Raw genomic sequence first — 24,158 nt, 5'->3', positions numbered from 1 at the left:
ACGCCGACCTTCGGACCGACCAGGCGGTTGACTGGCTGCCCCCGCCGGGCCGTTGTCTACTGGCCGTGCACCTCACCCTGCCCGTACACCGGTAATCGCGGCCGGTTCGCGCCGCCCCGCCGACCCCCGCCCGCTGGACCTGGCCGCCGCGACGATGACGCTGAAAACATGTCGCTCGGCCAGCGGACGAAGGGACGAAGCGAACAACAGCCGCTTCCCGTGGTAGGACTCAAAGACGGTACGTGCTGCACCCCGCCCCCTGTCAACCCACCCCGGCCTGTCGTGTGTTGCGCCACGGCGTGTCGGATCGGTGTGTCTCACTGCGAACACAGATGGTGGCGCAGCAGCGCCTGCGCCGCCGACCGGTGCTCCTCGGCGAGCAGCCCACCGGCGGCCAGCACGTAGTCGACGTCCACCACCGCGCGGGCGGCGCGCGGCAACGCCCACCCGCCCGCGTGGTCGGCCAGCACCGCCGCCAGCACCCGCCCGGACGCGTCGGCGGGCGCGTGCCGCAGCACCCCGCCGGAGCCCACCAGCAGCCGCACGTCCCGCAGGTCCCGCCCGGCCCGTTCGCCGGTGGCGACACCACGGGCGTGTCGGCGCAGCGCCACCGTCGCCGCCAGGGTGGCGATCCGCGCGTCCACGGCCCGCTCGACGTCGTCGCCGGCCAGGAACGCCGGGTCGACCGCCCGCCGGTCGGCGGCGTCGGCGAGCTCGTCGGCGTCGGCGGCGGTGAGCAGCCGCTCCTCGACGGCGGCGCGGACCACACCCGGGGCGCTCCACCGCATGCCGAGGTCGCCCTCGACGGTACGGGCCCGCCACAGACTGCCGGCGACCTCCCGGCCGGGCCCGGTGGCCCGCTCGTCGGGGGTGAGTACCGAGTACACGTCGGTGGTGGCCCCACCCACGTCCACGACGGCCAGGTCCCCGCCGACGGTGTCGGCCAGCACCTCCACCCCGGTCAGCACCGCGTCCGGCGTGGCCGCCCGGACCAGCCTTGCGAAACGGGTCCCCCGGGACAGTCGTTTACCACCGATGACGTGCCGCAGGAACACCGCCCGGATGGCCGAGCGCGCCGACGCCGGCGCGAGGACCCCGATGCGCGGCAGCACGTTGTCCGCGCCGCTCACCGGCACCCCGGCCTCGGCCAACAGCGCGGTCAGCTCGGCGCGCACGTCGGCGTTGCCGGCCAGCACCACGGGTGTGCGCCAGCGGGCGCGGGCCAGCCGGGTCGCGTTGTGCCGGATGGTGTCGGCGTCGCCGCCGTCGGTGCCACCCACCAGCAGCACCACGTCCGGGCGGGCCGCTCGCAGCGCGGCCAGGGCCGCCGCGTCGAGCCGCCCGGCGGCGGTGTGCACCACATGAGCGCCGGCGGACAACCCGACCCGCCGGCCCGCCTGGGCGGTGACGAGGGCCTCGTAGCCGATCACGGCGAGCCGCAGCCCACCGCCGGCGGACGAGCAGACGTACCACGGCACGTCGCGCAGCCCGAGCCCGGCGGTGGCCGCCGTGACCGCGGCGTCCAGGCCGCGCAGCACGTCGCTGCCCACCGTGGTGGGCGCGGCCGCCGCGCCGACCAGGACACCGGCGGTCAGGTCCACCACGGCCGCCTTGGTGTACGTGGAGCCGACGTCCGCGCAGACCGCGAGGGTCACGAGGACGCTGGTACGACCACGGTGCCGGTCGCGGTCACCGCGACGATCGGCGGGTCGAGGACCTCGGCGGCGGACTCGGAACGGTCCGGGCGGCCCCGGCACACCACCGCGCAGCTCAACTCCAGGGTGCGGCTGCGGCTGCCCACCCGGGACACCGTCGCCGTCACCTCGACCACGTCACCGGCGCGGATGGGCGCGGTGAACCGCACGTCGGCGTACCCGGCGAACAGACCCTCGTCGCCGTCGGTACGGATGCACACCTCGGTGGCGACGTCACCGAACAGTCCCAGGGCGTACGCCCCGTCGACGAGGTTGCCGGCGTAGTGGGCGTGCGCGTACGGCACGTACCGCCGGTGCGTCACCGTCAACCCGAGCCGAGCGTCGGTCATGCGTTCGCCTTCCGTTGCGTGATCAGGGCGTGCACCAGGTAGCTGGCCACCTCGCCCGGGGTGGTGCCCCGACCGAAGATCCGGTCGACGCCCAACTCGTCGGTCATCGTCTCGTCGAAGCGGGGACCGCCGACGATCAACAGCGGCCGCCTGCCCGCCGGCATCGCCTCCCGGAACGCGGCCGACATCTCCCGGGTGTTGTGCAGGTGCGCGTCGCGTTGGGTGACGACCTGCGACACGAGCACCGCGTCGGCCTTCTCCGCCCGGGCCGCCTCGACCAGCTCCGGGACGCTGACCTGCGCGCCCAGGTTGGTGACCTTCAGCTCCCGGTAGTACTCCAGGCCCTTCTCCCCCGCGATGCCCTTGACGTTGAGGATCGCGTCGATGCCCACGGTGTGCGCGTCGGTGCCGATGCACGCGCCGACCACCGACAGCTTGCGCCGCAACCGCTGCTTGACCACCGTGTTGACGTCCTTGGCCGACAGCAGCGGGAAGTCCCGCTCCACCACCTGCACCGCGTTCAGGTCGACCAGGTGGTTGACCCGCCCGTACACGACGAAGAACGTGAACCCGTCGCCCATCGGTTTGGCGTGCACCAGCATCGCCGGGTCGATGCCCATCTTGTTGGCCAACTGCACCGCCGCGCCCTCGGCCCGCTTGTCGTGCGGCACCGGCAGGGTGAACGACACCTGCACCATGCCGTCGCCGGTGGTGTCCCCGTACGGGCGCACGATCTGCTTGCTCACGCCCCCGCTGTGCTGGCCGGTTGGCTGCTTGCTCACGCCGCCTCCAGGATGTGCGTGGCCGGGTTGTAGTAGTCGGCCTCGTGCGCGGCGACCCCGTCGAGGCCCTTGCCCCGGTCCGCGGGCCGCTTCATGATCCCGAACGTGCCCTCGGCGATCGCGGTGAGCAGCGTCTGCTCGCCGATGCGCTCCAGCAGGTCCAGGGCCTCACCGAGCACCTGGTTGGCGCGGCGACGGATGAACCCGCCGGCCGCCGGGACGAAGTCCTCGTGCAGCCCGCCGGCGGCGCCGAGGACGTACCGCACGTTCTGCAGGGCGATGTCCCGGTCGGACAGCCACGGCGTCACCACCGCCTCGGTCATCATCCCCACCAGCAGGATGCCCTGCCCGGTCAGCGTCCCGGCCAGGTTGAAGAACCCGTCGAGCAGGTTGCCCCGGAACACGTCGCCGGTCATGTGTTTGGTCGGCGGCATCCACTTCAGCGGCGCGTCCGGAAACAACTCCCGGGCCAGCAGGGCGTGCGCCAACTCCAGCCGGAACGACTCCGGCACCTCCGGGTTGATCTCGAACGCGTGCCCGAGGCCCAACTGCCAGTCCGCCAATCCGGCCTCGTGGGCGAAGAACTCGTTGAGCAACTGCGACACCGTCACCGTGTGCGCCTCGTCGACGGCGTCGGCGGTGGTCAGGTAGTTGTCCTCACCGGTGTTGATGATGATGCCCGCCCGGGCGTGGACCTGCCGGGAGAACCGCTGGTCGACGAACGTGCGCACCGGGTTGATGTCGCGGAACAGGATCCCGTACATCGAGTCGTTGAGCATCATGTCGAGGCGTTCCAGGCCGGCCAGGGTCGCCATCTCCGGCATGCACAGGCCCGACGCGTAGTTCGTCAACCGCACGTAGCGGCCCAACTCCCGCGACGACTCGTCCAACGCCCTCCGCATCAGCCGGAAGTTCTCCTGCGTGGCGTACGTGCCGGCGAACCCCTCGCGGGTGGCGCCCTCGGGCACGTAGTCCAGCAGCGACTGGCCGGTCGACCGGATCACCGCGATCACGTCCGCGCCGGCCCGGGCCGCCGCCTGCGCCTGCGGGATGTCCTCGTAGATGTCCCCGGTCGCCACGATCAGGTAGATCCACGGCCGCTGCGCCGGGTCGCCGTGCCGTTTGATCAGCCGGTCCCGTTCGGCGCGCCGCCGGTCGATCCGCCGGATGCCCGCGCCGACCGCCTTGCGGGCCGCCGACCGGGCCGCCGTGGCCGCCCGCCCCGACGGCACCGCGAAGCGCACCGACCCGGCGGCGGCCTTCTGCGCCAGCAACGTCACGTCGGTGCCGCCCTCGCGCGCCAGGGCGTCGAACACCGGCGCCGCCACCCCGTGACCCAGCCCGACGTCCGCGACGACCGCGTCGACGAGACGGTTCACCCACGGGATGCCGTCCGGGTCGGCGCCCGTCACCCCGGCCAGGCGCAGCACGGCCCGCTCCACCGACACCGTGGTGTGGCTGCGCGCCAGGTCGACCACCGGCTGCCCGGCCCGCCGCGCCAACTCCCGCGCCCGCGCCACCAACACCGGATCAAGGTCAAGTTTCCCGGTCACGACGACCCTTCCTCGTAGATGACCTCACCGCGCAGCACCAGCCGCCGGCACACCGGCAGCGGCGTCGGATCGTCCGGACCCCGCAGGTCCGGATCCTCGGCCAGCAGCACCGGCAGACCGCGGTCCACGCCCGCCGGCGTCGACCACACCGCGAACGTCGCCGGCGCGCCCAACGCCAACACACCCTCGGTGTCCAGGTGCACCGCCCGCCACCCGCCGCGGGTGTGCGCCGCGAACGCGGCCCGCACACTCATCCGCTGCGTCGGGTTGTGGTGCGCCGCCGCCGCCCGCACCGACCCCCACGGGTCCAGCGGCGTCACCGGCGAATCCGACCCGAACGCCAACGCCACGCCCACCGAGTGCATCGCGCCCATCGGGTTGGACTCCAACGACCGGGCCAGGCCCAGGCGCGCCTCGTACATCCGACCCGCGCCGCCCCACAGCCGGTCGAACGCCGGCTGCATGCTCGCCACGATCCCGTACTCCACGAACCGGGCGATCATCCGCCGGCTCATGATCTCGGCGTGCTCGACGCGGTGTCGGGCCGCCCGCAGCCGCTCCACGCCCAGCGTCGTCGCCGCCGCCGCGAACCCGTCCAGGACGGTGCCGATCGCCGCGTCACCGATCGCGTGGAAGCCGCCCTGCAGGCCGTGCGCCGCGCAGTCCACCAGGTGATCGCGCACCTGCTCGACCGTCAGGTACCCGTGGCCGCAGCCGTCGCCGTCGCCGTACGGCTGCGACACGTGCGCCGTGCGCGACCCCAACGCCCCGTCGGCGAACAGGTCCCCGCCGGCGCCCACCGCACCCAACTCCCGGGCCCGCGCCGCGCCACCCAGCTCACCCCAGTACCCGTACACCTCCGGCACCCCCGCGCCCGAGATGCCCAGCAGGCCGGTGAAGTCCTCCTCGTCGGAGATCTCCGGGCCGCCGCACTCGTGCACCGCCGCGATGCCCAACGACGCCGCGTGCGCGAGCGCCACCCGCTGCGCGGCGACCCGCTGCGAACGCGTCACCGATCCCTGCGCCGCGGCCCGCACCACGTGGTGCGCGTCGCGCCGCAACCAGCCCGACGGGTCGTAGCCGGCCGCGTCCACGACCTGCGGACACGCCGCCAGCAGCGCCGACGACACCAACGCCGAATGGATCGACGCCTGCGACAGGTACACCCGCCGGCCGCCGGCGGCCCGGTCCAACGCCGCCGCGTCCGGCAGCGTCGCGTCCGACCAACCCGACTCGTCCCAGCCGTGCCCCAGCACCACCGCGTCCGCCGGCAGGCCCGCCGCGAAGGCGGCCACCGCGTCCAGCACCTGCGCCGCCGAGTGCGCCCCGGACAACTCCAGCCCGGACAGCGCCAACCCGGTGTCCGTGGCGTGCACGTGGGCGTCCATGAACGCCGGCGTCACCAGCGCCCCGCCCAGGTCCACCACCCGGTCCGCCGACGGCGCGTCACCGTCGGTGCCCAACCAGGTGATCCGCCCACCGGACACCAGCAGCGCGGTCGCGCTCGGGTCCGCCGGACAGTGCAACACGCCGCCGCGGTACAACGTCGAGGGGTTCGTCATGACCTCAGTCTGCCGCGATCCGCGCCGCGAAAAGCCGGCGCACCCCCGGCTCGGCGCGCAGCAACCCCAACGCCATCTCCGCGTGCCCCGGCACGTACCCGTTGCCGACCAGCATCGTCACGTCCGCCGCCAGCCCCTCCGCGCCCAACGCCGCCGCCGAGAAGCTCGTCGCCATCGAGAAGAAGATCACCGTGCCGCCGTCCGCGGTCGACAGGATCGCCCCGTGCTCACAGCCCGGCACGTCCACGCACACCACCGTCACGTCCGCCGGTGCGCCCAACGCCGTGGTCACCGCCGTGGACAGGCCCACCGGATCACGCGCGTCCGCCACCGCCACCACCGACGCCAGGCCGGCCGCCGTCAGCGCGTCCCGCTCCGCCGCCACCGGAACCACCCCGACGGTACGGGCGGCGCCCGAGCGGCGCGCCGCAGCGAGGGACAACGACCCGCTCTTGCCCGCACCACCGATCACCGCCACGCGCACCGGCGTCGGATCGCCGGCACGCCGCCGGTCCTCGACGTACCGCGACACCACCCGCGCGGTCAGCGCCGGCGCCCCGCACACGTCCAGCACCGCGAGGGACAGCTGCGGATCCTCGTCCTCGGGCAGCACCGCCGCGATCGACCGGGCGAACAGGATCGCCCACCCGTCACACGGCACCTGCTCACTGCGCCCGTCCCAGCGGGCCAACCCGTCGGTGATGACCAGCGGCGTCAGCGTCAACGACACCAGCGTGGCGACCCGCTCACCGGCCTTGAGCCCCAGCGGGGAACGCCGACCGGCCTCCTCGACCGTGCCGATCAACATCCCACCCGAGCCGGTCACCGGGTTCTGCATCTTGCCCCGGGTGGAGATGATCTCCAGCACCTCGGCGCGCACCGCGTCACCGTTCCCGCCGTGCTTCTCCGACAACTGCCGGAAGCTCGCCGCGTCCAGGTTCAACCGCTGCACCCGGATCCGCACCTCGTTGGGCGCGATCGCGGCCGACGCGTCCAGGCGCCACGCCGCCTGCGGCAGCACCCCCGCCGGTTGCACGACGCGGTGCAGACCCACCGGTGACGTCACGCCGACCTCCCCTACCCAGCCGCTCGAAGCCCCGGCCAGGGCTCGCGTAACGGGAAAACTTACGGCAGACTAATTTCTTCGCCGGATATTTTCCAGTAGCCTTCGGGCTTCGATGATCAGCAGCACCACCGAGGAGGGGCCGTGACCCAGACCATCCCCCAACCCCGTCACGCCCCGGTCGCCACCCCGACCGCCGGGCAGCCGTACGAATACCACCGCCGCCCCCTCGTCGAACCCGACTGGACCCGCTTCCCCGGCTGGCGACACGTCACCCGCGACCAGTGGGAGAGCGCCCAGTGGCAGCGGGTCAACTGCGTCAAGAACATCAAGCAACTACGCGTCGTGCTCGGCGACCTCGTCGACGACAGCTTCTACGCCGACCTCGAAGCCGACCAGCAGGCCCTGGCCACCATGTCCATGCTGGTGCCACCGCAGATGATCAACACGATGGTGCCGTTCGAGGCGATGACCACCGAGGCGTTCCTCGCCGACCCCATCCGCCGCTACATGATCCCCGTCGCCTCCGACCGACGCACCGACTGGCCCTCACACCCCTACGCCAGCCGCGACAGCCTCCACGAACACGACATGTGGGTCGCCGAAGGCCTCACCCACCGCTACCCCACCAAGGTCCTCGCGGAACTGCTCTCCACCTGCCCGCAGTACTGCGGACACTGCACCCGCATGGACCTCGTCGGCAACTCCACCCCCGCCGTCGACAAACTCAAACTCACCCTCAAGCCCGTCGACCGCTACGACGCCCACATCACGTACCTCAAGGCCCACCCCGGCGTCCGCGACGTCGTCGTCTCCGGCGGCGACGTCGCCAACGTCCCCTGGCGCAACCTCGAGTCGTACCTCATGCGACTGCTGGAACTGGAGACCGTCCGCGACATCCGGCTCGCCACCAAGGCCCTCATGGGCCTGCCCCAGCACTGGCTCCAACCCGACGTCGTCGAAGGCCTCGAACGGGTCGCCCGCACCGCCGCCCGCCGCGGCGTCAACCTGGCCATCCACACCCACGTCAACCACGCCCAGTCGCTCACCCCACTGGTCGCCAAGGCCGCCCAGACCGCCCTCGACGTCGGCGTCCGCGACGTCCGCAACCAGGGCGTCCTCATGCGCGGCGTCAACGCCACCAGCGCCGACCTGCTCGACCTCTGCTTCGCCCTGCAAGGCGAAGCCGGCATCCTGCCGTACTACTTCTACATGTGCGACATGATCCCCAACGCCGAACACTGGCGGGTCCCCGTCTGGCACGCCCAGCAACTCCAGCACGACATCATGGGCTACCTACCCGGCTACGCCACCCCGCGCATCGTCTGCGACGTCCCCTTCGTCGGCAAACGCTGGGTGCACATGCTCACCGACTACGACCGCGAGCGCGGCATCTCCTACTGGACCAAGAACTACCGCACCTCCATCGAGTCCGCCGACCTCGAAGCGCTCAACAAGCGCTACGCCTACTACGACCCGATCGACACCCTGCCCGCCGACGGCCAGCAGTGGTGGACCGACCACCGCGACGACTGACCCACCGACGGCGACACCCCCGCCGGGGGTGTCGCCGTCACCGTCACCGGCAGCCCAGGGCCGCCACGTACCCCGCCGGCAACGTCCCGGACGCCACCGCGTCGGCGACCCCCCAGAACACCTCCGGCCAGTCACCGGCCCCGTCCATGTCCCGCAGCACCCGCCACCCGTGACTGCCCGCCAACGCCTCGACGGCCCGCCGCACCGCGTCCTGGTCCCCACCCGCCCGCGCCCGCCGCCACTGCTCGACCCACCCGCAACCCACCCGGGACGTCACCGCCACCCCGAACTGGTACGAATCACTCACCCCGACAGTGTCGAACACGGCGACGTCGAACCCCGGCGGCAGCGGAACACCGACAAGCACCTCCGCCGCCCGCTCCCGCGCCGGCCGCACCATCTCCGCCGGAAGCATCGCCAACCACGTCCGCACATCAACCCGGACCACCGCGGCGAGCACCCGCTCCACCTCCTTGCGCGACCACACGCCGGACGTCCGCATCTCCACGTACACCCCGTCGCGCGGACGCACCATCACCGTGAAATCCCCGTTGAGACCCTGGAACAACTCAGCCGGCCCGCCATCGACCCGCACCGACCGCGCCGGCCCCTCCCCGCGCCGATCCGGATACCGCAGCGCGTACGCGTCGGCCGGATACCAGGTCATCTCCACCTCCTGCCCACCCCTGCGGAACGTCACACCGCCCTGCTCCTCGGCAAACCCCGACAGGTTGGTCACCCGCCACCCCGCCCGGTCGATCAACAACCGCGGATTGCGCTCCGCACCCGCCACCACCGCCGGCGAATACACCACGCCCGCGTCCGCCGTCACGATCGGCGACACCCCGCCCCCCTCGGACCGCCCCCGCACCACCATCGACACCGACAACACGCTCACCAGCACGGCAGCCGCCGTCACCACACCCGCCACACCACGCACCCCCGACCACCGCCGAGACACCCCCGCCCGCCGACCGAACGACGACTCGGCCATGATCTCCACCAGCAGGGCCCGCTTCACCTCACCGACATCCCCCAGCACCCGACCCGGATCGGCATCCCGAACCAGCTCATCCACACGCTCCACTGCGGTCATCAGTCCTCCTCGCGGGCAGACGCGGTCAGCACATCAAGCACATGTCCAGCAGCCCCCGGCCCGCCACCGACCAACCGCCGCACCGCCGCCCGCGCCCGCGACAACCGGGTCCGCACCGCCGCCGGACGCACCCCCAGCACGGCGGCCACCTCATGCGGCCGCAGCCCCTCCCACACGGTCAGCATCAACACCTCCCGGTCCAACTCCCCGAGCGACGCCAACGCCGCCCGAACAGCCAACCGCTCCGGCACCTCACTGCCCGGATCGACCACCGACACCGCGATCTGCTGACGTAACCGCTCACCGAGCCGCTGCCGACGAACACCGCCACGGTGATGGTTCGCCAACACCCGCCGAGCCACCCCGTACAGCCACAGTCGAGCCTCACCGACCACCGGCATGTCCCGCCGCCGGCGCCACGCCACCAGGAAGGTCTCCGCGACGACATCCGCCGCGTCCTCCGGCTGCGCGACCCGCCGCAACGCGTACGCCAGCAACGCCTCGAAGTCCTCGGTGTAGGCCCGCCGGAAACGGTCCTCGTCATACTCTGCCCCGGAGCTCACACCCACTCCATGTCCGGCACGACCGCCACCGTGACAGGCACACCGCCCCCGGCTCAGCCGCCGGCCAACACCTCCGACAACGGCGCCGGCGTCAACCCACGCGCCCGCAACCCGGCCAGGATGTGCGGCAACGCCTCGTCGGTCATCGCCGCGTTCGCCTCGGTCACATGCATGATCACCACCGAGCCGGGACGGACGTGATCCAACACGGCCCGCACCAGCGGCTGCCACGCCTTCGCGAACGGATCACCGCTGACCACGTCCCCATCCACCACCGTCACGCCCAACGGCGCCAACGCGTCCAACGCCGCCGCGTCGTGGCACAACCCCGGGAAGCGGAAGTACCGGGTCTGCCGACCCCCGTACGGCGCGATCACCTCGAACGTCTTCGCCACGTCGGCGGCCAACTCGTCGACCGGCAGCCGGGGCAGGTCGTAACAGTCCGCCGTGAACGCCGCGTGCCCGAAGGTGTGGTTCGCCACCTCGAACCGCGGATTGCCGGCGATCCGCCGGGTCACCTCCGGGTACCGCCGCACCCACTTGCCGGTCAGGAAGAACGTCGCCGGCACCTGCTCCCGCTCCAGCAGGTCGAGAATCCGCAGGTTCGCGTACGAGCGCACCTTGCCACTGCGCAGATTGGCCAGCATCCCGTCCGTCATGTCCGCGTCGAACGTCAACGCGACCCGGTTGCCGGTCCGCGGCCCGTGGTCGACCACCGGCGCCCTGGTCCCCACCCTCGACGCACCGGGGAGGCTCGGCACCCCCGGTGCCGGAGTACCCGTCGTCGGCGCGGCCGTCGTCGGAACCGTGGGAGGGGAAGCCGCAGCCGTCGGGACACCTGCCGGTGCGGCGGTGCTGGACACCGGCGCGGCCGGCGACACCGAGGGCGTGCCGGAGGCACCGACGAACACCGGCCGCTCCGGCGGCGGCACCCGGGACGCCGCGCACCCACCAACGCCAGAAAAGGCCACCACGACCAGTACGCCGAACCAGTGCACCCGGGGTCCCACCACGCGCCGCATCATCGCAGAAGCGAGTGCGTCTCACCGCCCCGCCAACCTCGCGCCGATCTTGCACTTCCGGTCGTCGATTTAAGCGAGACACCCCTTATGTCGCCACAGAAACCGCAAGATCGACGAGGTGTCCCCCCGCAGCCGTCGATCATGGACTTGTGGTGCCTGATTGACGGTCTCCCGGGTGCTTCGTCCCCACCACGACTCCATGATCGACGGCGCGGGAGGCGGGCGGGATGCGGGGCGGGGGCAGCGAAGGGGGTTACGCCGCCGTGGTGCGGGGGGCGTACATGATTACTGCTACGCCGAGCAGGCAGAGTGCTGCGCCTAGCAGGTCCCAGCGGTCCGGGCGGAAGCCGTCGACGACCATCGCCCAGCCCAGCGAGCCGGCCACGAACACCCCGCCGTACGCGGCCAGGATCCGGCCGAAGTTCGCGTCCGGCTGGAACGTCGCCACGAATCCGTAACAGCCCAGGGCGACGACACCCGCGGCGATCCACCACAGGCCGCGCTGCTCACGCCAGCCCTGCCAGACCAGCCAAGCCCCGCCGATCTCGGCCAGGGCAGCCAGCACGAACAACACCAGCGAACGCAGCACCGTCACCCGGCGACGATAGCCGCCCCGGACGAAAGGTCCCCGAGGCGACGACGCACTCGGGGACCATTCACACCGCTCAGGTCACTTGGTGAAGGAGTCCTTCACGTTGCGACCCGCGTCCTTCATGTTCTGACCGGCCTGCTTGGCGCGCGCGTCACTCTGCTCGCTGGCGCCCTCGCCGCGCATCCGCTCGTTGTTGGTCATGTCGCCGACCCGCTCCTTCGCGGCGCCGGCCATCTGCTCGACCTTGTTCTTTGCCTTCTCGGTGAAGCTCATCGCGCCTCCTCGGTCTGGCGGTTGTCGCCGCTCGCTTGCCCGGTCTCCCGGTGCTGAAACCGGTGGTGTGCGGGCTGGCACACCCGCTAAGGCATCCTAGGAAGATAGGTTGAGGGAGGGCGGCCCGGGCGATGCCGCCACGGTGGTTAACTGGCCGCATGGGAGAGCTCCTGCTGATCCGGCACGGCGAGACCACCTGGAGCGCCAGCCTGCGGCACACCTCGTACACCGATCTGGAGCTGACCCCCGACGGCGAGCGACAGGCCCGCACCCTCGCGGCGTTCCTCGCCGGCCGGCGCTTCGCCACCGTCCTGGCCAGTCCCCGATCCCGCGCGCTGCGCACCGCGCAGCTCGCCGGGCTCACCGTCGACGCCGTCGACGAGGACCTCAGCGAGTGGAACTACGGCGAGTACGAGGGCCGCACCACCGTCGACATCCACGACGACGACCCGCACTGGAACATCTGGACCGACGGCTGCCCCGGCGGGGAGTCACCCGCCCAGGTGGGCGAGCGGATCGACCGGGTGCTGGCCCGCGTCACCCCGCTGCTCGACCGCGGCACCGTGGCCCTGGTCGGACACGCGCACAGCCTGCGGGTGCTCGGCGCCCGCTGGATCGGGCTGCCCCCGTCCGCGGGCGGACGACTGCGCCTGGAGACCGCCACGGTCAGCGCGCTCGGTCACGAGCACGGCCGGCAGGTCATCCTGCGGTGGAACCAGCCGGCTCCTCCGGCCCCCGGGACCGCGACCGACCAGGCGCCCCGGCACTGATCTTCGGCGGGCGGTTCTCGTACGGCGTGGACAGCACCACCGTCGTCCGGGTCGTCACGTTCGCCGACGTACGGATCTCCTGCAACACCCGTTCCAGGTCCGTCGGACTGGCCACCCGCACCAACAGCAGGTAGAAGTCCTCCCCCGCCACCGAGTAGCACGAGTCGATCTCGGGCAGGTGGGCCAGCCGCTCCGGCGCGTCGTCCGGCTGCGACGGGTCGAACGGCCGGATCGCCACGAACGCGGTCAACGGCAGGTCCAGCGCCTCGAAGGACACCCGGGCCGCGTACCCCTTGACGACGCCGCGTTGCTCCAACCGCCGCACCCGCTGGTGCACGGCGGACACCGACAGGCCCACCCGCTCGGCCAGGTCGGTGTACGACAGGCGGCCGTCGGCGGTCAGCGCGGCGACGATGGCGCGGTCGATCTCCTCCACGGCGAGCAACCTACCGGGAAATCGGCGCGACGGCGACGAGGAAGCCCGCGCTGGCGCCTCTCAGCTCTTCGCGAGCGCCCGGGAGATCACCATCCGCTGAATCTGGTTGGTGCCCTCCACGATCTGCAACACCTTCGCCTCGCGCATGTACCGCTCCACCGGGTGGTCCGCCACGTAGCCGGCCCCACCGAGCACCTGCACCGCGTCGGTGGTCACCCGCATCGCCGTGTCGGTGGCGAACAGCTTCGCCTTCGCCGCCTCGATCGAGTACGGCCGCCCGGCGTCGCGCAGCCGCGCCGCCGCCAGGGTCAACGCGCGGGCGGCCGAGATCTGGGTGGCCGCGTCGGCGAGCAGGAAGCCCAGCCCCTGGAAGTCGATGATGGACCGGCCGAACTGCTGCCGCTCGCGCGCATAGCCGACCGCGTAGTCCAGCGCCCCCTGGGCCAGCCCGACCGCGCAGGCCGCGATGCCGAGCCGGCCCGAGTCCAGGGCGGACATCGCGATGGTGAAACCCGCCCCCTCGCCGCCGACCAACCGGTCCGCGGGCACCCGCGCCCCGTCGAAGACGATCTGCGCCACCGGCGAGGAGCGCAAACCCATGGTCCGCTCCGCCGCCTGCGGCGCGATGCCGGCGGTACCCGCGTCGGCCACCAGGCAGGAGATGCCCTTCGGGCCAGGTCCGCCGGTGCGGCAGAAGACGTTGTAGAAGTCGGCGCTGTGCGCGTGGGTGATCCACGCCTTGGTGCCGGAGAGGACGTACGCGTCGCCGTCACGGACCGCCCGGGTGCTCAGCGCCGCCGCGTCCGAGCCACCCTGCGGCTCGGAGAGGCAGTACGCGCCGAGCAGCTCGCCGCCGAGCATGTCCGGCAGCAGCTTGCGCTGCTCGTCGGTGCCGAACGCGGCCACCGGGTAGCAGCTCAGGGTGTGCACGCTGACCGCCTCGGCGACCGCGAGCCACCGGCTGGCCAGGATCTCCAGCACCTGGAGGTACACCTCGTACGGCTGCGCCGCGCCGCCGTGCTCCTCGGCGTACGGCAGACCGAGCAGGCCGGCGCGGCCGATCGTGCGCAGCACCTCACGGGGGAACTCGGCGCGTTCCTCGAAGCCGGCGACCTTGGGCGCCAACTCACGGTCGGCCAGCTCGGTAGCGAGGTCCAGCAGGTCGTGGGCCTCGTCGGTGGGGAGGATCCGGTCGACAGTCATAGCGCGATGAGCTCCGTGGGGGTGGTGTTGAGCCGTTGCACGCCGTCCGTCGTGCAGACGACGATGTCCTCGATGCGGGCGCCGTGCCGGCCCGCCAGGTAGATGCCCGGTTCGATGGAGAACGCCATGCCCGCCTCCAGCGGCCGGTCGTTCCCGGCCACCAGGTAGGGCTCCTCGTGCCCGTCCAGGCCGATGCCGTGCCCGGTGCGGTGCAGGAACGCGTCGCCGTACCCGGCGGTCGTGATGGGCGCCCGGGCCGCCGCGTCGGCCGCCGCCGCGGTGATGCCCGGCCGGACCGCCGCCACCGCCGCGCGCTGGGCGGCGTGCAGCACCGCGTAGTACTCCACGAACTCGGCCGGCGCGGGACCGCCCGCGACGTAGGTGCGGGTGCAGTCCGAGCGGTAGCCCGACGGCATGGTGCCGCCGATGTCGACCACCACCGGCTCGCCGACGCCGATCGGCCGGTCCGAGGTGCCGTGGTGCGGGCTCGCCCCGTTGGGGCCGGCGGCCACGATGACGAAGTCGACGCTGACGTGCCCGGCGGCGCGGATCGCCGCCGCGATGTCGGTGGCCACCTCGACCTCGGTGCGCCCGGGGCGCAGCCACTCGCCCATCCGCAGGTGCACCTCGTCGATCGCCGCGCCGGCCTCGGCCAGCGCCGCCACCTCGGCCGGGGACTTGCGGATCCGCAGCTCCCGCAGCACCTCGCCGGCGAGCCGCTGCGCGGTGCCGGGCAGCGCCGCGCGCAGGGCGAGCACCTGCTCCGCCCACATCCGGTCGGCGAGCCCGACCGCCGCCGCCGGGCCGTCGAGGGCGGCGACGACCAGGGGGTACGGATCGGCGCCGTCGGCGTGGTCGACGACGCGCAGACCGCTGCTGACCGACGCCTCCGCGGCCGGCCGTTCGAGGCGGGGCACCACCAGCGTGGGCTCACCCTCGGCGGGCAGCACCAGGCAGGTCAGCCGCTCCCCCGCGTGGGCGTCGTAGCCGGTCAGGTAGCGCAGGTCGGAGCCGGGCGTGAGCAGCAACGCGTCCAGGCCGGCAGCGGCCGTGGCGCGCTGCGCGGCGACCAGCCGGTCCGGCGGGTACAGCTCGTCGGTTCCCACCCCGTCAGCTTAACGGTCGTTTGGGGACCGCCGGCAGCCGCGTGCGTTCCGCGACGGAAATCCACCGGCGTTGATTGACTCGGACAGTTAACACTCTTTAAGATTTGGCCACCTCGAGGCCCACCCGTTCCTGCGTCCCCCGTACCTCCCGCCCGCGACCACCCTGCGTGGGCGGGTGTCGTCCCCCGCCCACGGGAAGGCCCCCATGTCCTCACCACTGCGCCGCGCCCTCAGCGCCGGTCTGCTCGCCCTGGCCACCGCCGCCGCCACCGTCACCCTCGTGCCCACCGCCGCGCAGGCCGTGGTGCTGCCGAACGGTTTCAAGAGCGTCGGCTACATGCCCTCGTGGGCCGGCAACGTCAACACGATCCAGTACAACAAGCTCACCCACATCAACTACGCCTTCGTGCTGCCCAACAACGACGGCAGCCTGCGCGCCGTGGAGAACCCGAGCAAACTCTCCTCGCTCGTCTCCCAGGCGCACGCCAACAACGTCAAGGTCTCCATCGCCGTGGGCGGCTGGAACGACGGCAACGACTCGGCCTTCGAAGCCCTCGCGGGCAACTCGGGCAGCCGGACGGCGTTCGTCAACAACCTGGTCAACTTCGTCAACCAGTACAACCTGGACGGCGTCGACATGGACTGGGAGTACCCCGACCCGGGCGCCTCGGCGAACAACTACACCCAGCTCATGACCCAGCTCAGCAGTGCCCTGCACAGCCGCGGCAAGCTGCTCACCGCGGCCGTCGTCTCCGAGGGGTACTACCTCGACGGCGTGCCGACCGCCGTGTTCAGCCAGGTCGACTGGCTCAACATCATGGCGTACGACGGCGGCAGCCCGCACTCGAACTACGACTGGTCGATCAACAGCATCAACCTGTGGAAGTCCCGTGGACTGCCGGCCAGCAAGGCCGTCCTCGGCATCCCGTTCTACAGCCGCCCCGGCTACTACACGTACTCGGCGCTCGTCGCCCTGGACCCGGCCAACGCCAACCGGGACTGCACCACGGCCGGCGGCGCGCAGCAGTGCTACAACGGCATCCCGACCGTCAAGCGCAAGACGCAGTGGGCCCTGGCCAACGCCGGCGGCGTGATGAACTGGGAACTGTCGCAGGACACCACCGGCTCCACCTCCCTGGTGAGCGCCATGTACGACACCATCATGGGCGGCACCACCCCGCCGCCGTCGGGTCGTACCGGCCGGATCACCGGGCTCGGCGGCAAGTGCGTCGACGTGGCGGCCGCGAGCACCGCCAACGGCGCCGCCATCCAGCTCTACACCTGCAACGGCACCACCGCGCAGACCTGGACCGTGGCCACCGACGGCACGCTGCGCGCCTTGGGCAAGTGCGCCGACATCACCAGCGGCTCCACGGCGAACGGCGCGAAGGTGCAGCTCTACGACTGCAACGGCAGCGGCGCGCAGGTGTGGCAGGCGCAGTCCAACGGCACGCTGCGCAACCCGCAGTCCAACAAGTGCCTCGACGTCACCGACAACACCTCGGCCGACGGCACCCGCCTGCAGATCTGGGAGTGCTTCGCCGGCGCCAACCAGCGCTGGACGCTCCCGGCCTGACCCGACCCGTACGCCTCGATCCCCGGTTGACGCCGCCCGCGTCAGCCGGGGATCGTCGTTCGGTCGCGGGCCAGCGCCAGCATCTCGTCGACCGACCCGGCCGGATCGGTGACCGGGAACTGCACCGCCCGCACCACCGACGCCGGGTCGACCAGCATCGTCAGCCGCTTGAACCGGGTCACCCCGCCGGCCCGGAAGGTGGGCAGCAGCAGACCGGCGGCGAGCCGGCCGTCCTGGTCGGACAGCAGCGGAAACGGCAACCCGGCGTACGCGGTGAAGTCGGCGAGCTGGTCCGGTCGTTGGGTGCTGACGCCGTACACCCGCACCCCCAGGTCCCGGAATCGCGGATACCGGGCGGCGTAGGTGGTCGACTCCAGGGTGCAGCCCCGCGCGCCGGGGATGTCGCCCCAGCCGGGCGGATAGGCGTTCACGCCCGGCGCGTACGCGCCCGGAAAGAGGTAGAGGACGCACCACTCGTCCGGTCTGGCCACGGGGACCGGCCGGCCGTCCGGCCCGGGCAGGACGATCTCGGGCAGTCGCCGCCCGACGAGGTGCTGCACCCGTCGCGCCTCGGCGGAGGCGTCGTCGGCGGTCGCGGTCAGTTCCCCGTCACCCATCAGGTGCCTCGTCCCCCAGTCCTGGAGGGCGATCAGCACCGGCAGCAGGCCCTCGCCCCTCGCGGTGAGCAGGTAGTCATGCCGTGGGGGGTGCGCGGAGTACGGGCGGCGTTCGAGCACACCGTGCTCCACCAGCGCGGCCAGGCGTTCGGTCAACGCCCGTCGGCTGACGCCCAGCTCGCGCTGGAGCGCGTCGAAGCGGGTCGTGCCGCCGGCGACGTCGCGCACGATGAGGAACGTCCACCAGTCCCCCAGCACGCCGAGCGCCTGCGCGATGCCGCAGTCCGCGTCGGCGAGATCCTCGCGTCGCACCCACTTCCTCCCTCTGTCCTGACCCGACTATAGTCCGTTCCAGAATGGAACGCACTAACACCGGGAGCACCGCGGCGCGACGAACGGGGGCCGACGACATGCACGTCGACGAACGGGCCGGGGTGTTCTGGCGCTGGTGGACCGCCGGCACGACCAGCCTGGTCGGGTCGGCGGTCGGCGCGGTGGCCCTGCCGCTGACCGCGCTCACCGTCCTGGACGCCTCCGCCTGGCAGATGGGTCTGATCGCCGCCGCCAGCTACGTCGCCTGGATCGTGATCGGCCTACCCGCCGGTGTCATCGTGCAGCGCCTGCCGCTGCGCGGCGCCCAGGTCGGTGCGGACGTGGCCCGGGCCCTCGCCGTCGCGTCGATCCCACTGGCCTGGTGGTGGGGGCAGCTCACCGTGACCCACCTGGTGGTCACCGCGCTCGTCGTCAGCTTCGCCAACGTGCTGTTCGACGTGGCCAACTCGACCTTCCTGCCCAGCATCGTCGAGCGCGAGCAGCTGCAGTCGCGCAACAGCCTCACCTCGGCCACCCACGCCGCGACCCTGCTCAGCGGCCCGTCCCTCGGTGGGCTCGCCGTGCAGGCGCTCGGCGCGGTGCCCACCCTGCTCGTCGACTCGGCCAGCTACCTCGTCTCGGCGGCTCTCCTGCGTACGCTGCCCGCGCGCCGCGTCGACGCGCCGGAGCACTGGCCGCCGGTCGGTGCGCTGATCCGCGAGGGCTGGCGCTACGCCGCGTACCACCCGGTCATCGGCCCGTGCATGTGGGCCGCGACGGCCATGAACTTCGTCTGCGGCGCGCAGTTCGCGCTGCACCCGCTCTATCTGGTCCGTGACCTGCACGCGCCGGCGGGCCTGGTCGGCGTCCTGCTCGCCGTCGAGGGTGTCGGCGCGCTGGTCGGGGCGGCCCTCACCACCCGGATCACCACGCGGCTCGGCAGCGCCCGCGCGCTGGTCGCCGCCGGATTCACGACGGTCGTCGGAGCCTTCCTGATTCCCGGGGGCACCGGCTGGCCCGCGTACGTCGCCTTCGCCGCCGGCAGCATCGTCTTCTCCCTCGGCACCGTCGTGCTCAGCGTGACCACCCGGACGTACCGGCAGATCGCCAGCCCACCCGAACTCCTGTCCCGGGTGATGGCGACCGTGCGGTTCGTCTCCTGGGGCGCCATCCCGGTCGGCGGGCTGGTCGCCGGCGCGCTGGCCGGACCGCTCGGCGCGCGCGCCACCCTGTTCGTCTTCGCGGTGACCCTGATCGCCGCGCCCCTGGTGCTGCTGCTCTCCCCTGTCCGACGCCTGCACGACCTCACCGACCACGACCGCGACGAGAGCCGGCGTCCGGTCGTCACCACTGCTCGGTGAGCGGCAGTCTGCGCCCTCCCCGGGCCGGCCCGCACGGTGGTTTTCCGGGTGGGACCGGGGCGGGGGTCATAGCCTGAGACGGGGATGCCGGCATGGGCAGCCCCGACCGGGAGGGCCGACGTGACATCGAACGACGCGAACCGGTCGGCGACCCGCCGTCGTCGGCAGCTGTGGGCCGGCGTACTCGCCCTCGTCGGCCTGGTCCTGCTCGTGATCGGGCTGACCGTGGCCGACGGCGTCGCCGCCTGGGTCGAGGTGGTGGTCGCCATCCTGCTGCTGGTGACCAGCTACCTCGTGCAGCACCTCGCCCGGCGGGACACCGTCTACCGGCACGACGAGCGGCGCTGACACCGCCGCGCGGCCGGGCGTACCGCTGATCGTCGGAGGGCTGTGCCAGGCTGTCGGGCGTGGCACACCGATCCCCGATCCTGCTGATCGACGCACCCAGCCTCTACTTCCGGGCCTACTTCGGCATCCCGGAGTCCGCCGCCCGCGCCGCCGACGGCACGCCCGTCAACGCGGTACGCGGCTTCCTCGACATGCTCGCCACGCTCATCCGTGGTCGGGGCGCCGACCGGATGGTGTGCGCGCTGGACTACGACTGGCGGCCGGCGTGGCGGGTCGAGCTGCTGCCGTCGTACAAGGCGCACCGGGTGGCCCCGCAGGGCGGCGAGGTCGTCCCCGACACACTCTCCCCGCAGGTGCCGATGATCCTCGAGGTCCTGGACGCGGTCGGCATCACCGCCGTGGGAGCCAAGGGCTACGAGGCCGACGACGTGCTCGGCACGCTGTCGGTGACCCAGCCGGGCCCGGTCGAGGTGGTCTCCGGCGACCGGGACCTGTTCCAACTCGTCGACGACGCCCGGGGCGTACGCCTGCTCTACGTCGGGCGCGGCGTGGCCAAGCTCGACGACTGCGACGACGCGGCGGTGCGCGCCCGCTACGGCGTGCCGGCGGATCGGTACGCCGACTTCGCCGCCCTGCGCGGCGACCCCAGCGACGGGCTGCCCGGGGTTCCGGGCGTCGGCGAGAAGACCGCCGCGCGGCTGATCGAGCGGTACGGCAGCATCGACGGCATCCTGGCCGCCCTGGACGACTCCGACTCGTCCTTCGCGCCGGGCCTGCGCACCAAGCTGGCGGGCGCCCGCGACTACCTGGCCGTCGCGCCGACGGTGGTCCGGGTGGCCCTGGACGTGGCCCTGCCGGAGCTGCCCACCGCGCTGCCGACGGCCCCGGCTGACCCGGAGCGGCTGCTCGACCTGGCCGACCGGTGGAACCTGGCCGGTTCCGCCCGCCGGCTCGTGGACGCCCTGGCCGCCCGCGGCGACGCCGCCTGAGGACCCGCGCGGACCGGCGCGGAGCCTGCCGGTCGCGGACCGCTGCCTGTCGGATCTTTCCGGCACAATGCCCGCCCATGGACGTACGACAGGAGTTCCGGCGCGCAGCCCGGGAGCAGAACGTGCCGGTGGACGAGATCGAGCGCTGGGTGCGGCTGGCCCGACCACAGACGGAGCTGGTGCTCAAGGGCGACGGCCTGCCCGAGGTTGGTCGGTTCGGTGGTCTCGCGGCGTTGCCCGAGGGCCAGGAGTGGCCGCCCGGGCAGTGCCTCGTGTTGACGCTCGACCTCGCGGCGATCCCCTCGCACGGGCACGACCTCGATCTGCCGGCCGACGGGGCGCTGCTGTTCTTCGTCGAGCCGACCTTCACGCCCACCGCCTGTCGGGTCGTCCATGTGCCGGCCGGCACCGAAGTGACCGAGCGCGCGGACCCCGGGGTGCCGGTCTTCGATCCGGTCCCGCTGCACGCCCGTGCCGGCTGGAGCCTTCCGGAGAACGAGCGCGAGGCGCCGTTCGACCTTCGCCTGGACGACGAGGTCGAGGAGGCGATCGGGGAGGTGATGTGGTACCTCGACGGCAACGGCTACGAGTTCTCCCTCGGCGGTTACGGCGCCGCCAGCACCGGCGGCGCGGACAACCCCATCCTCGACGCCACCGAGCACACCGTGCTGGCCACCGTCTGGCTGGACGAGGGGCAGGTGGGTGACGCGTTCGGGCAGACGTCGATCGTCGTCAACTTCATGATCACGCATGCGGACCTGGCCGAGCGCGCCTTCGACCGGATCTGGCTGATGACCGACTTCAACGGCTGACCCGGTCCGGACTCCGGCGGCAGGTGTGGCGGCGCGGCGGTGTCGGAGCACCGCCGCGCTATGCCCGCAGGTTCGCCGCCAGGTCGCCGATCGCGCTCATCGCGTACCGCTGCAGGCCCGGCCCGAACGTGATCCGGGTGGCACCGTGGCGGGCCAGCTCGGCCACCGACTCCCGGTTCGGCGCGGCGGCCATGTTGATCGGGCCGGTGATGCCCGCGCGCAGCACCGAAAGCACCTCGGTGGGGGCCCGCAGCGGGTACACGCAGTCGACCCCCGCCGCCACGTAGAGCTTCGCGCGGGCGATCGCGTCGGCCGGATCGCCCGTGCCGAACAGGAACGTGTCGACGCGCGCGTTGATGACGAGCGCGTCACCGGCCGCGGCGCGCACCTCGGCCAGCCAGTCGGCGTGCCGCTGCGGGTCCTTGAGCGTGGCGTGCCCCTCGGAGTCCTCCAGGTTGCAGCCGACGGCGCCGGCTTCCAGCAGCCGCTCGACCAGCTCGGCGGGGGCCAGCCCGTACCCGTCCTCGACGTCGGCGGACACCGGCACGGACACGGCCCGGACGATCCGCGCCACCGCGGCGAACATCTCGGCGGGCGGGGTTGAGCCGTCCTCGTAGCCGAGCGAGGCCGCCACGCCGGCGCTGGGCGTGGCGAGCGCGTCGAAGCCGGCGTCGGCGAAGACCCGGGCGCTGCCCGCGTCCCAGGCGTTCGGCAGGACGAGCGGGTCGCCGGCGGGGCGGTCGTGGTGCAGGGCGCGGAGCGCGGAGGCAGTCATCGTTCAGGTCTCCCAGGGGACGTGGAGGGACGACGGTGCGGGCCGGACAGGCAACCCAACCTGGACCGTACCGTCATCGCCCGCCGCGTGCCCGCCGCCGAACCGCTACGCCAACATGCAACGAAATGTTGCACGTTGCCGCCGGGTCGTTGTATCTTTACGCAACCAAAGGTTGCGAGAGGATGGTACGCATGGAGTACGGAGTGATCGAACGCGACATCGACGTCGACGCCTCACCCGAGGTGGTCTTCGAGGTCATCAGCCAGCCCGAGCACGTGCGCGAGTGGTGGCCCGACGACGCCCGCTTCGAGCCCGTGCCGGGCGCTCCCGGCGAGCTGGTGTGGCGCGACGCCGAGACCGGCGCGACGACGACCGTCGACCTGGCCGTGGTCGACGTGGACCCGCCGAAGCGGTTCTCCTTCCGGTGGTGCTTCACCGAGCCGGACCGGACCGGCCAGTCGCTGCTGGTCACCTTCGACCTCGTGCCGACCGCGACGGGGACCCGGGTCCGCATGACGGAGACCGGCTTCCGCGAGATGGGCTGGGAGGTCGCCGTGCTGGAAAAGCAGTACCAGGACCACGTCGGCGGATGGAACCACTACGTCCCGGCCCTCGGCGCGTACGTCACCCGGCTGGTCGCCGCGTCATGACCACCGCGGCCGACGACGCCCTCTGGTCGGCGATCGGGGATCCCATCCGGCGCAGCATGATCGACCTGCTGCTCAGCGGCGGGCCCGGCACCGCCACGTCACTGAGCGAACGGCTTCCCGTCACCCGCCAGGCCGTGTCGAAGCACCTGGCCGTCCTGGACCGGGTGGGCCTGATCTCCTCCGCGCCCGCCGGCCGGGAGCGGCACTACCGGGTCGACGAGGCGCAACTGGCCCGCGCGGTCGCCCAGTTGACCGCCGTCGGCGCGACCTGGGACGCCCGACTCCGCCGGATCAAGCGGATCGCCGAGACGATCGAACGTCACCGCACGGAGTAGCCGGCGCTACTTCACCTTGCGGGTGGACCGTACGACGATGTCCTCGTACTCGGGGTGCTTGACCAGCCACTCGGCGAGGAACGGGCAGATCGGCACCACGCTGCGGCCCTTGGCGCGCGCGTCGTCCATGACGGCGCGCGCCAGGGTCGAGCCGACGCCCCGGCCCTCGTACGCCGGATCGACCTCGGTGTGGGTGTAGGCGATGATGGCGCCGGTCAGCTGGTAGGTGACGATGCCGGCGACGACGCCCGTCTCGTCGCGCGCCTCGAACCGCTCGCGCGCGGGCACGTCTGTCACGGTGAAGTCCACCGGATCATCCAAGCACAGCGCCCGTGGCGACCAGTCGTCGCCACGGGCGCGTCGGGGCCGACGGGCCCCCGGAAGAGCGGGACGTCAGGGGCGCCGCCGGCCCAGCACGGCGGCGGTGCCGGCCACCCCGATCGCGGCGAACACGACCTGCAGGAGCAGCTCGATCCAGTCGATGCCGGCGGTGTCGTCGACGCCGAGGCCACCGGCGACGAGCGTGCCGAGGATCGCGGCGAGCACGCCGATCGCGAGGGTGAGCACGATCGAGATGTTCTGCTTGCCGGGAACCACGAGGCGACCGAGGGCGCCGATGATCAGGCCGATGATGATCGCGGTGAAGAAGCCCTGGATTTCCACGGGGGCCGTCCCTTCCGAATGTGTTGTCGTCAGCGACGTCTGGTTGCCCCCTGCCGGGCCCCACCGAAACCAGCGATCGACCCCCGGGCTGATTTGTCACACAGTTGTCATGTCCGGGG

Annotated in this window: 27 protein-coding genes; 9 read left to right on the top strand and 18 right to left on the bottom strand. The window is 72.4% G+C overall.

Annotated elements, in window-relative coordinates; translation table 11 throughout:
* Positions 1–317 precede the first annotated feature (317 nt).
* From AC3EN4_RS11325 to kdd, 6 genes are read right to left on the bottom strand one after another with little or no spacing between them, the layout of a single operon-like run.
* Positions 318–1,655, bottom strand: coding sequence for a glutamate mutase L (locus tag AC3EN4_RS11325; RefSeq protein ID WP_422740367.1), 1,338 nt, complete (start codon positions 1,653–1,655; stop codon positions 318–320).
* Complete coding sequence (gene kal, locus AC3EN4_RS11320) at positions 1,652–2,044, bottom strand: 3-aminobutyryl-CoA ammonia lyase (RefSeq protein WP_435205883.1); 393 nt, start codon at positions 2,042–2,044, stop codon at positions 1,652–1,654. Before kal ends, AC3EN4_RS11325 begins: the two co-directional genes overlap by 4 nt.
* The gene (gene kamE / locus AC3EN4_RS11315; RefSeq protein ID WP_422740370.1) at positions 2,041–2,826 is read right to left on the bottom strand and encodes a lysine 5,6-aminomutase subunit beta; all 786 of its coding nucleotides are present in this window, start codon (positions 2,824–2,826) and stop codon (positions 2,041–2,043) included. The genes kal and kamE overlap by 4 nt, the downstream gene beginning before the upstream one ends.
* Positions 2,823–4,379, bottom strand: a complete 1,557-nt coding sequence (gene kamD / locus AC3EN4_RS11310; RefSeq protein WP_422740371.1) for a lysine 5,6-aminomutase subunit alpha — start codon at positions 4,377–4,379, stop codon at positions 2,823–2,825. The genes kamE and kamD overlap by 4 nt, the downstream gene beginning before the upstream one ends.
* Positions 4,376–5,941 (bottom strand): amidohydrolase, encoded by a 1,566-nt coding sequence (locus tag AC3EN4_RS11305; protein ID WP_435205882.1) that lies wholly within the window; start codon positions 5,939–5,941, stop codon positions 4,376–4,378. The genes kamD and AC3EN4_RS11305 overlap by 4 nt, the downstream gene beginning before the upstream one ends.
* Positions 5,942–5,945: 4 nt before the next feature.
* A complete protein-coding gene (gene kdd / locus AC3EN4_RS11300) occupies positions 5,946–7,007 on the bottom strand; it encodes an L-erythro-3,5-diaminohexanoate dehydrogenase (protein WP_488179824.1) in 1,062 nt (353 codons plus the stop codon).
* A 141-nt stretch (positions 7,008–7,148) separates the two neighbouring features.
* Between kdd and AC3EN4_RS11295 the strand changes: the two genes are divergently transcribed.
* Positions 7,149–8,540: a KamA family radical SAM protein gene (locus tag AC3EN4_RS11295; RefSeq protein ID WP_435205881.1), complete on the top strand. Its 1,392-nt coding sequence runs from the start codon at positions 7,149–7,151 to the stop codon at positions 8,538–8,540.
* 43 nt (positions 8,541–8,583) lie between these two features.
* Here the strand turns inward: AC3EN4_RS11295 and AC3EN4_RS11290 are convergent, their stop codons facing one another.
* From AC3EN4_RS11290 to AC3EN4_RS11270, 5 genes are all read right to left on the bottom strand, one after another.
* Positions 8,584–9,636 carry a hypothetical protein gene (locus AC3EN4_RS11290; RefSeq protein ID WP_435205880.1) on the bottom strand — a complete coding sequence of 351 codons (1,053 nt, stop codon included), beginning with the start codon at positions 9,634–9,636 and terminating at the stop codon, positions 8,584–8,586.
* Positions 9,636–10,199, bottom strand: a complete 564-nt coding sequence (locus AC3EN4_RS11285) for an RNA polymerase sigma factor (RefSeq protein WP_435205879.1) — start codon at positions 10,197–10,199, stop codon at positions 9,636–9,638. Before AC3EN4_RS11285 ends, AC3EN4_RS11290 begins: the two co-directional genes overlap by 1 nt.
* A gap of 53 nt (positions 10,200–10,252) precedes the next feature.
* Positions 10,253–10,933, bottom strand: a complete 681-nt coding sequence (locus tag AC3EN4_RS11280; protein ID WP_435205877.1) for a polysaccharide deacetylase family protein — start codon at positions 10,931–10,933, stop codon at positions 10,253–10,255.
* Positions 10,934–11,474: 541 nt separating this feature from the next.
* A complete protein-coding gene (locus AC3EN4_RS11275; RefSeq protein ID WP_435205876.1) occupies positions 11,475–11,816 on the bottom strand; it encodes a YnfA family protein in 342 nt (113 codons plus the stop codon).
* 75 nt (positions 11,817–11,891) lie between these two features.
* On the bottom strand, positions 11,892–12,086 hold the full coding sequence (locus AC3EN4_RS11270; protein WP_422740378.1) for a CsbD family protein: 195 nt from the start codon (positions 12,084–12,086) through the stop codon (positions 11,892–11,894).
* Positions 12,087–12,244: 158 nt separating this feature from the next.
* Here AC3EN4_RS11270 and AC3EN4_RS11265 point away from each other — a divergent pair, with 158 nt between their 5' ends.
* Entirely contained in the window at positions 12,245–12,856 is a 612-nt protein-coding gene (locus AC3EN4_RS11265; RefSeq protein ID WP_435205875.1) for a histidine phosphatase family protein, read from the top strand.
* Here the strand turns inward: AC3EN4_RS11265 and AC3EN4_RS11260 are convergent.
* The 3 genes from AC3EN4_RS11260 to AC3EN4_RS11250 are packed head-to-tail and all read right to left on the bottom strand — an operon-like array spanning position 12,786 to position 15,601.
* On the bottom strand, positions 12,786–13,292 hold the full coding sequence (locus AC3EN4_RS11260; RefSeq protein WP_422740381.1) for an Lrp/AsnC family transcriptional regulator: 507 nt from the start codon (positions 13,290–13,292) through the stop codon (positions 12,786–12,788). The genes AC3EN4_RS11265 and AC3EN4_RS11260 overlap by 71 nt on opposite strands.
* Before the next feature lie 60 nt (positions 13,293–13,352).
* The gene (locus AC3EN4_RS11255; RefSeq protein WP_435205874.1) at positions 13,353–14,495 is read right to left on the bottom strand and encodes an acyl-CoA dehydrogenase family protein; all 1,143 of its coding nucleotides are present in this window, start codon (positions 14,493–14,495) and stop codon (positions 13,353–13,355) included.
* Positions 14,492–15,601: a M24 family metallopeptidase gene (locus AC3EN4_RS11250; protein WP_435205873.1), complete on the bottom strand. Its 1,110-nt coding sequence runs from the start codon at positions 15,599–15,601 to the stop codon at positions 14,492–14,494. Before AC3EN4_RS11250 ends, AC3EN4_RS11255 begins: the two co-directional genes overlap by 4 nt.
* 205 nt (positions 15,602–15,806) lie before the next feature.
* On the opposite strand from AC3EN4_RS11250, the gene AC3EN4_RS11245 reads away from it, so the two are divergent.
* The gene (locus AC3EN4_RS11245) at positions 15,807–17,177 is read left to right on the top strand and encodes a glycosyl hydrolase family 18 protein (protein ID WP_435205872.1); all 1,371 of its coding nucleotides are present in this window, start codon (positions 15,807–15,809) and stop codon (positions 17,175–17,177) included.
* Between the two features lie 41 nt (positions 17,178–17,218).
* Here AC3EN4_RS11245 and AC3EN4_RS11240 read toward each other — a convergent pair whose 3' ends face one another.
* Positions 17,219–18,106 (bottom strand): winged helix-turn-helix transcriptional regulator, encoded by an 888-nt coding sequence (locus AC3EN4_RS11240; protein ID WP_435205871.1) that lies wholly within the window; start codon positions 18,104–18,106, stop codon positions 17,219–17,221.
* Between the two features lie 98 nt (positions 18,107–18,204).
* On the opposite strand from AC3EN4_RS11240, the gene AC3EN4_RS11235 reads away from it, so the two are divergent.
* From AC3EN4_RS11235 to AC3EN4_RS11220, 4 genes are all read left to right on the top strand, one after another.
* The gene (locus AC3EN4_RS11235; RefSeq protein ID WP_422740386.1) at positions 18,205–19,467 is read left to right on the top strand and encodes an MFS transporter; all 1,263 of its coding nucleotides are present in this window, start codon (positions 18,205–18,207) and stop codon (positions 19,465–19,467) included.
* Positions 19,468–19,587: 120 nt separating this feature from the next.
* Positions 19,588–19,815, top strand: coding sequence for a hypothetical protein (locus AC3EN4_RS11230; RefSeq protein ID WP_435205870.1), 228 nt, complete (start codon positions 19,588–19,590; stop codon positions 19,813–19,815).
* A gap of 59 nt (positions 19,816–19,874) precedes the next feature.
* Positions 19,875–20,804 carry a 5'-3' exonuclease gene (locus AC3EN4_RS11225; RefSeq protein WP_435205869.1) on the top strand — a complete coding sequence of 310 codons (930 nt, stop codon included), beginning with the start codon at positions 19,875–19,877 and terminating at the stop codon, positions 20,802–20,804.
* Between the two features lie 77 nt (positions 20,805–20,881).
* On the top strand, positions 20,882–21,616 hold the full coding sequence (locus tag AC3EN4_RS11220) for a DUF1963 domain-containing protein (protein ID WP_435205868.1): 735 nt from the start codon (positions 20,882–20,884) through the stop codon (positions 21,614–21,616).
* A 58-nt stretch (positions 21,617–21,674) separates the two neighbouring features.
* On the opposite strand, the gene AC3EN4_RS11215 is transcribed toward AC3EN4_RS11220, so the two are convergent.
* Positions 21,675–22,391, bottom strand: a complete 717-nt coding sequence (locus tag AC3EN4_RS11215) for an isocitrate lyase/PEP mutase family protein (protein ID WP_435205867.1) — start codon at positions 22,389–22,391, stop codon at positions 21,675–21,677.
* Between the two features lie 191 nt (positions 22,392–22,582).
* On the opposite strand from AC3EN4_RS11215, the gene AC3EN4_RS11210 reads away from it, so the two are divergent.
* Complete coding sequence (locus AC3EN4_RS11210; protein WP_422740391.1) at positions 22,583–23,041, top strand: SRPBCC domain-containing protein; 459 nt, start codon at positions 22,583–22,585, stop codon at positions 23,039–23,041.
* Positions 23,038–23,376 (top strand): ArsR/SmtB family transcription factor, encoded by a 339-nt coding sequence (locus AC3EN4_RS11205; protein ID WP_435205866.1) that lies wholly within the window; start codon positions 23,038–23,040, stop codon positions 23,374–23,376. Before AC3EN4_RS11210 ends, AC3EN4_RS11205 begins: the two co-directional genes overlap by 4 nt.
* 6 nt (positions 23,377–23,382) lie before the next feature.
* Here the strand turns inward: AC3EN4_RS11205 and AC3EN4_RS11200 are convergent, their stop codons facing one another.
* Together AC3EN4_RS11200 and AC3EN4_RS11195 are read right to left on the bottom strand one after the other, a co-directional pair.
* A complete protein-coding gene (locus tag AC3EN4_RS11200) occupies positions 23,383–23,685 on the bottom strand; it encodes a GNAT family N-acetyltransferase (RefSeq protein ID WP_488179822.1) in 303 nt (100 codons plus the stop codon).
* Positions 23,686–23,769: 84 nt separating this feature from the next.
* Positions 23,770–24,039: a GlsB/YeaQ/YmgE family stress response membrane protein gene (locus AC3EN4_RS11195; protein WP_422740395.1), complete on the bottom strand. Its 270-nt coding sequence runs from the start codon at positions 24,037–24,039 to the stop codon at positions 23,770–23,772.
* Positions 24,040–24,158 lie beyond the last annotated feature (119 nt).

This window comes from Micromonospora sp. bgisy143, assembly GCF_057708145.1.
This window is presented reverse-complemented; position numbering and strand designations above follow the sequence as displayed.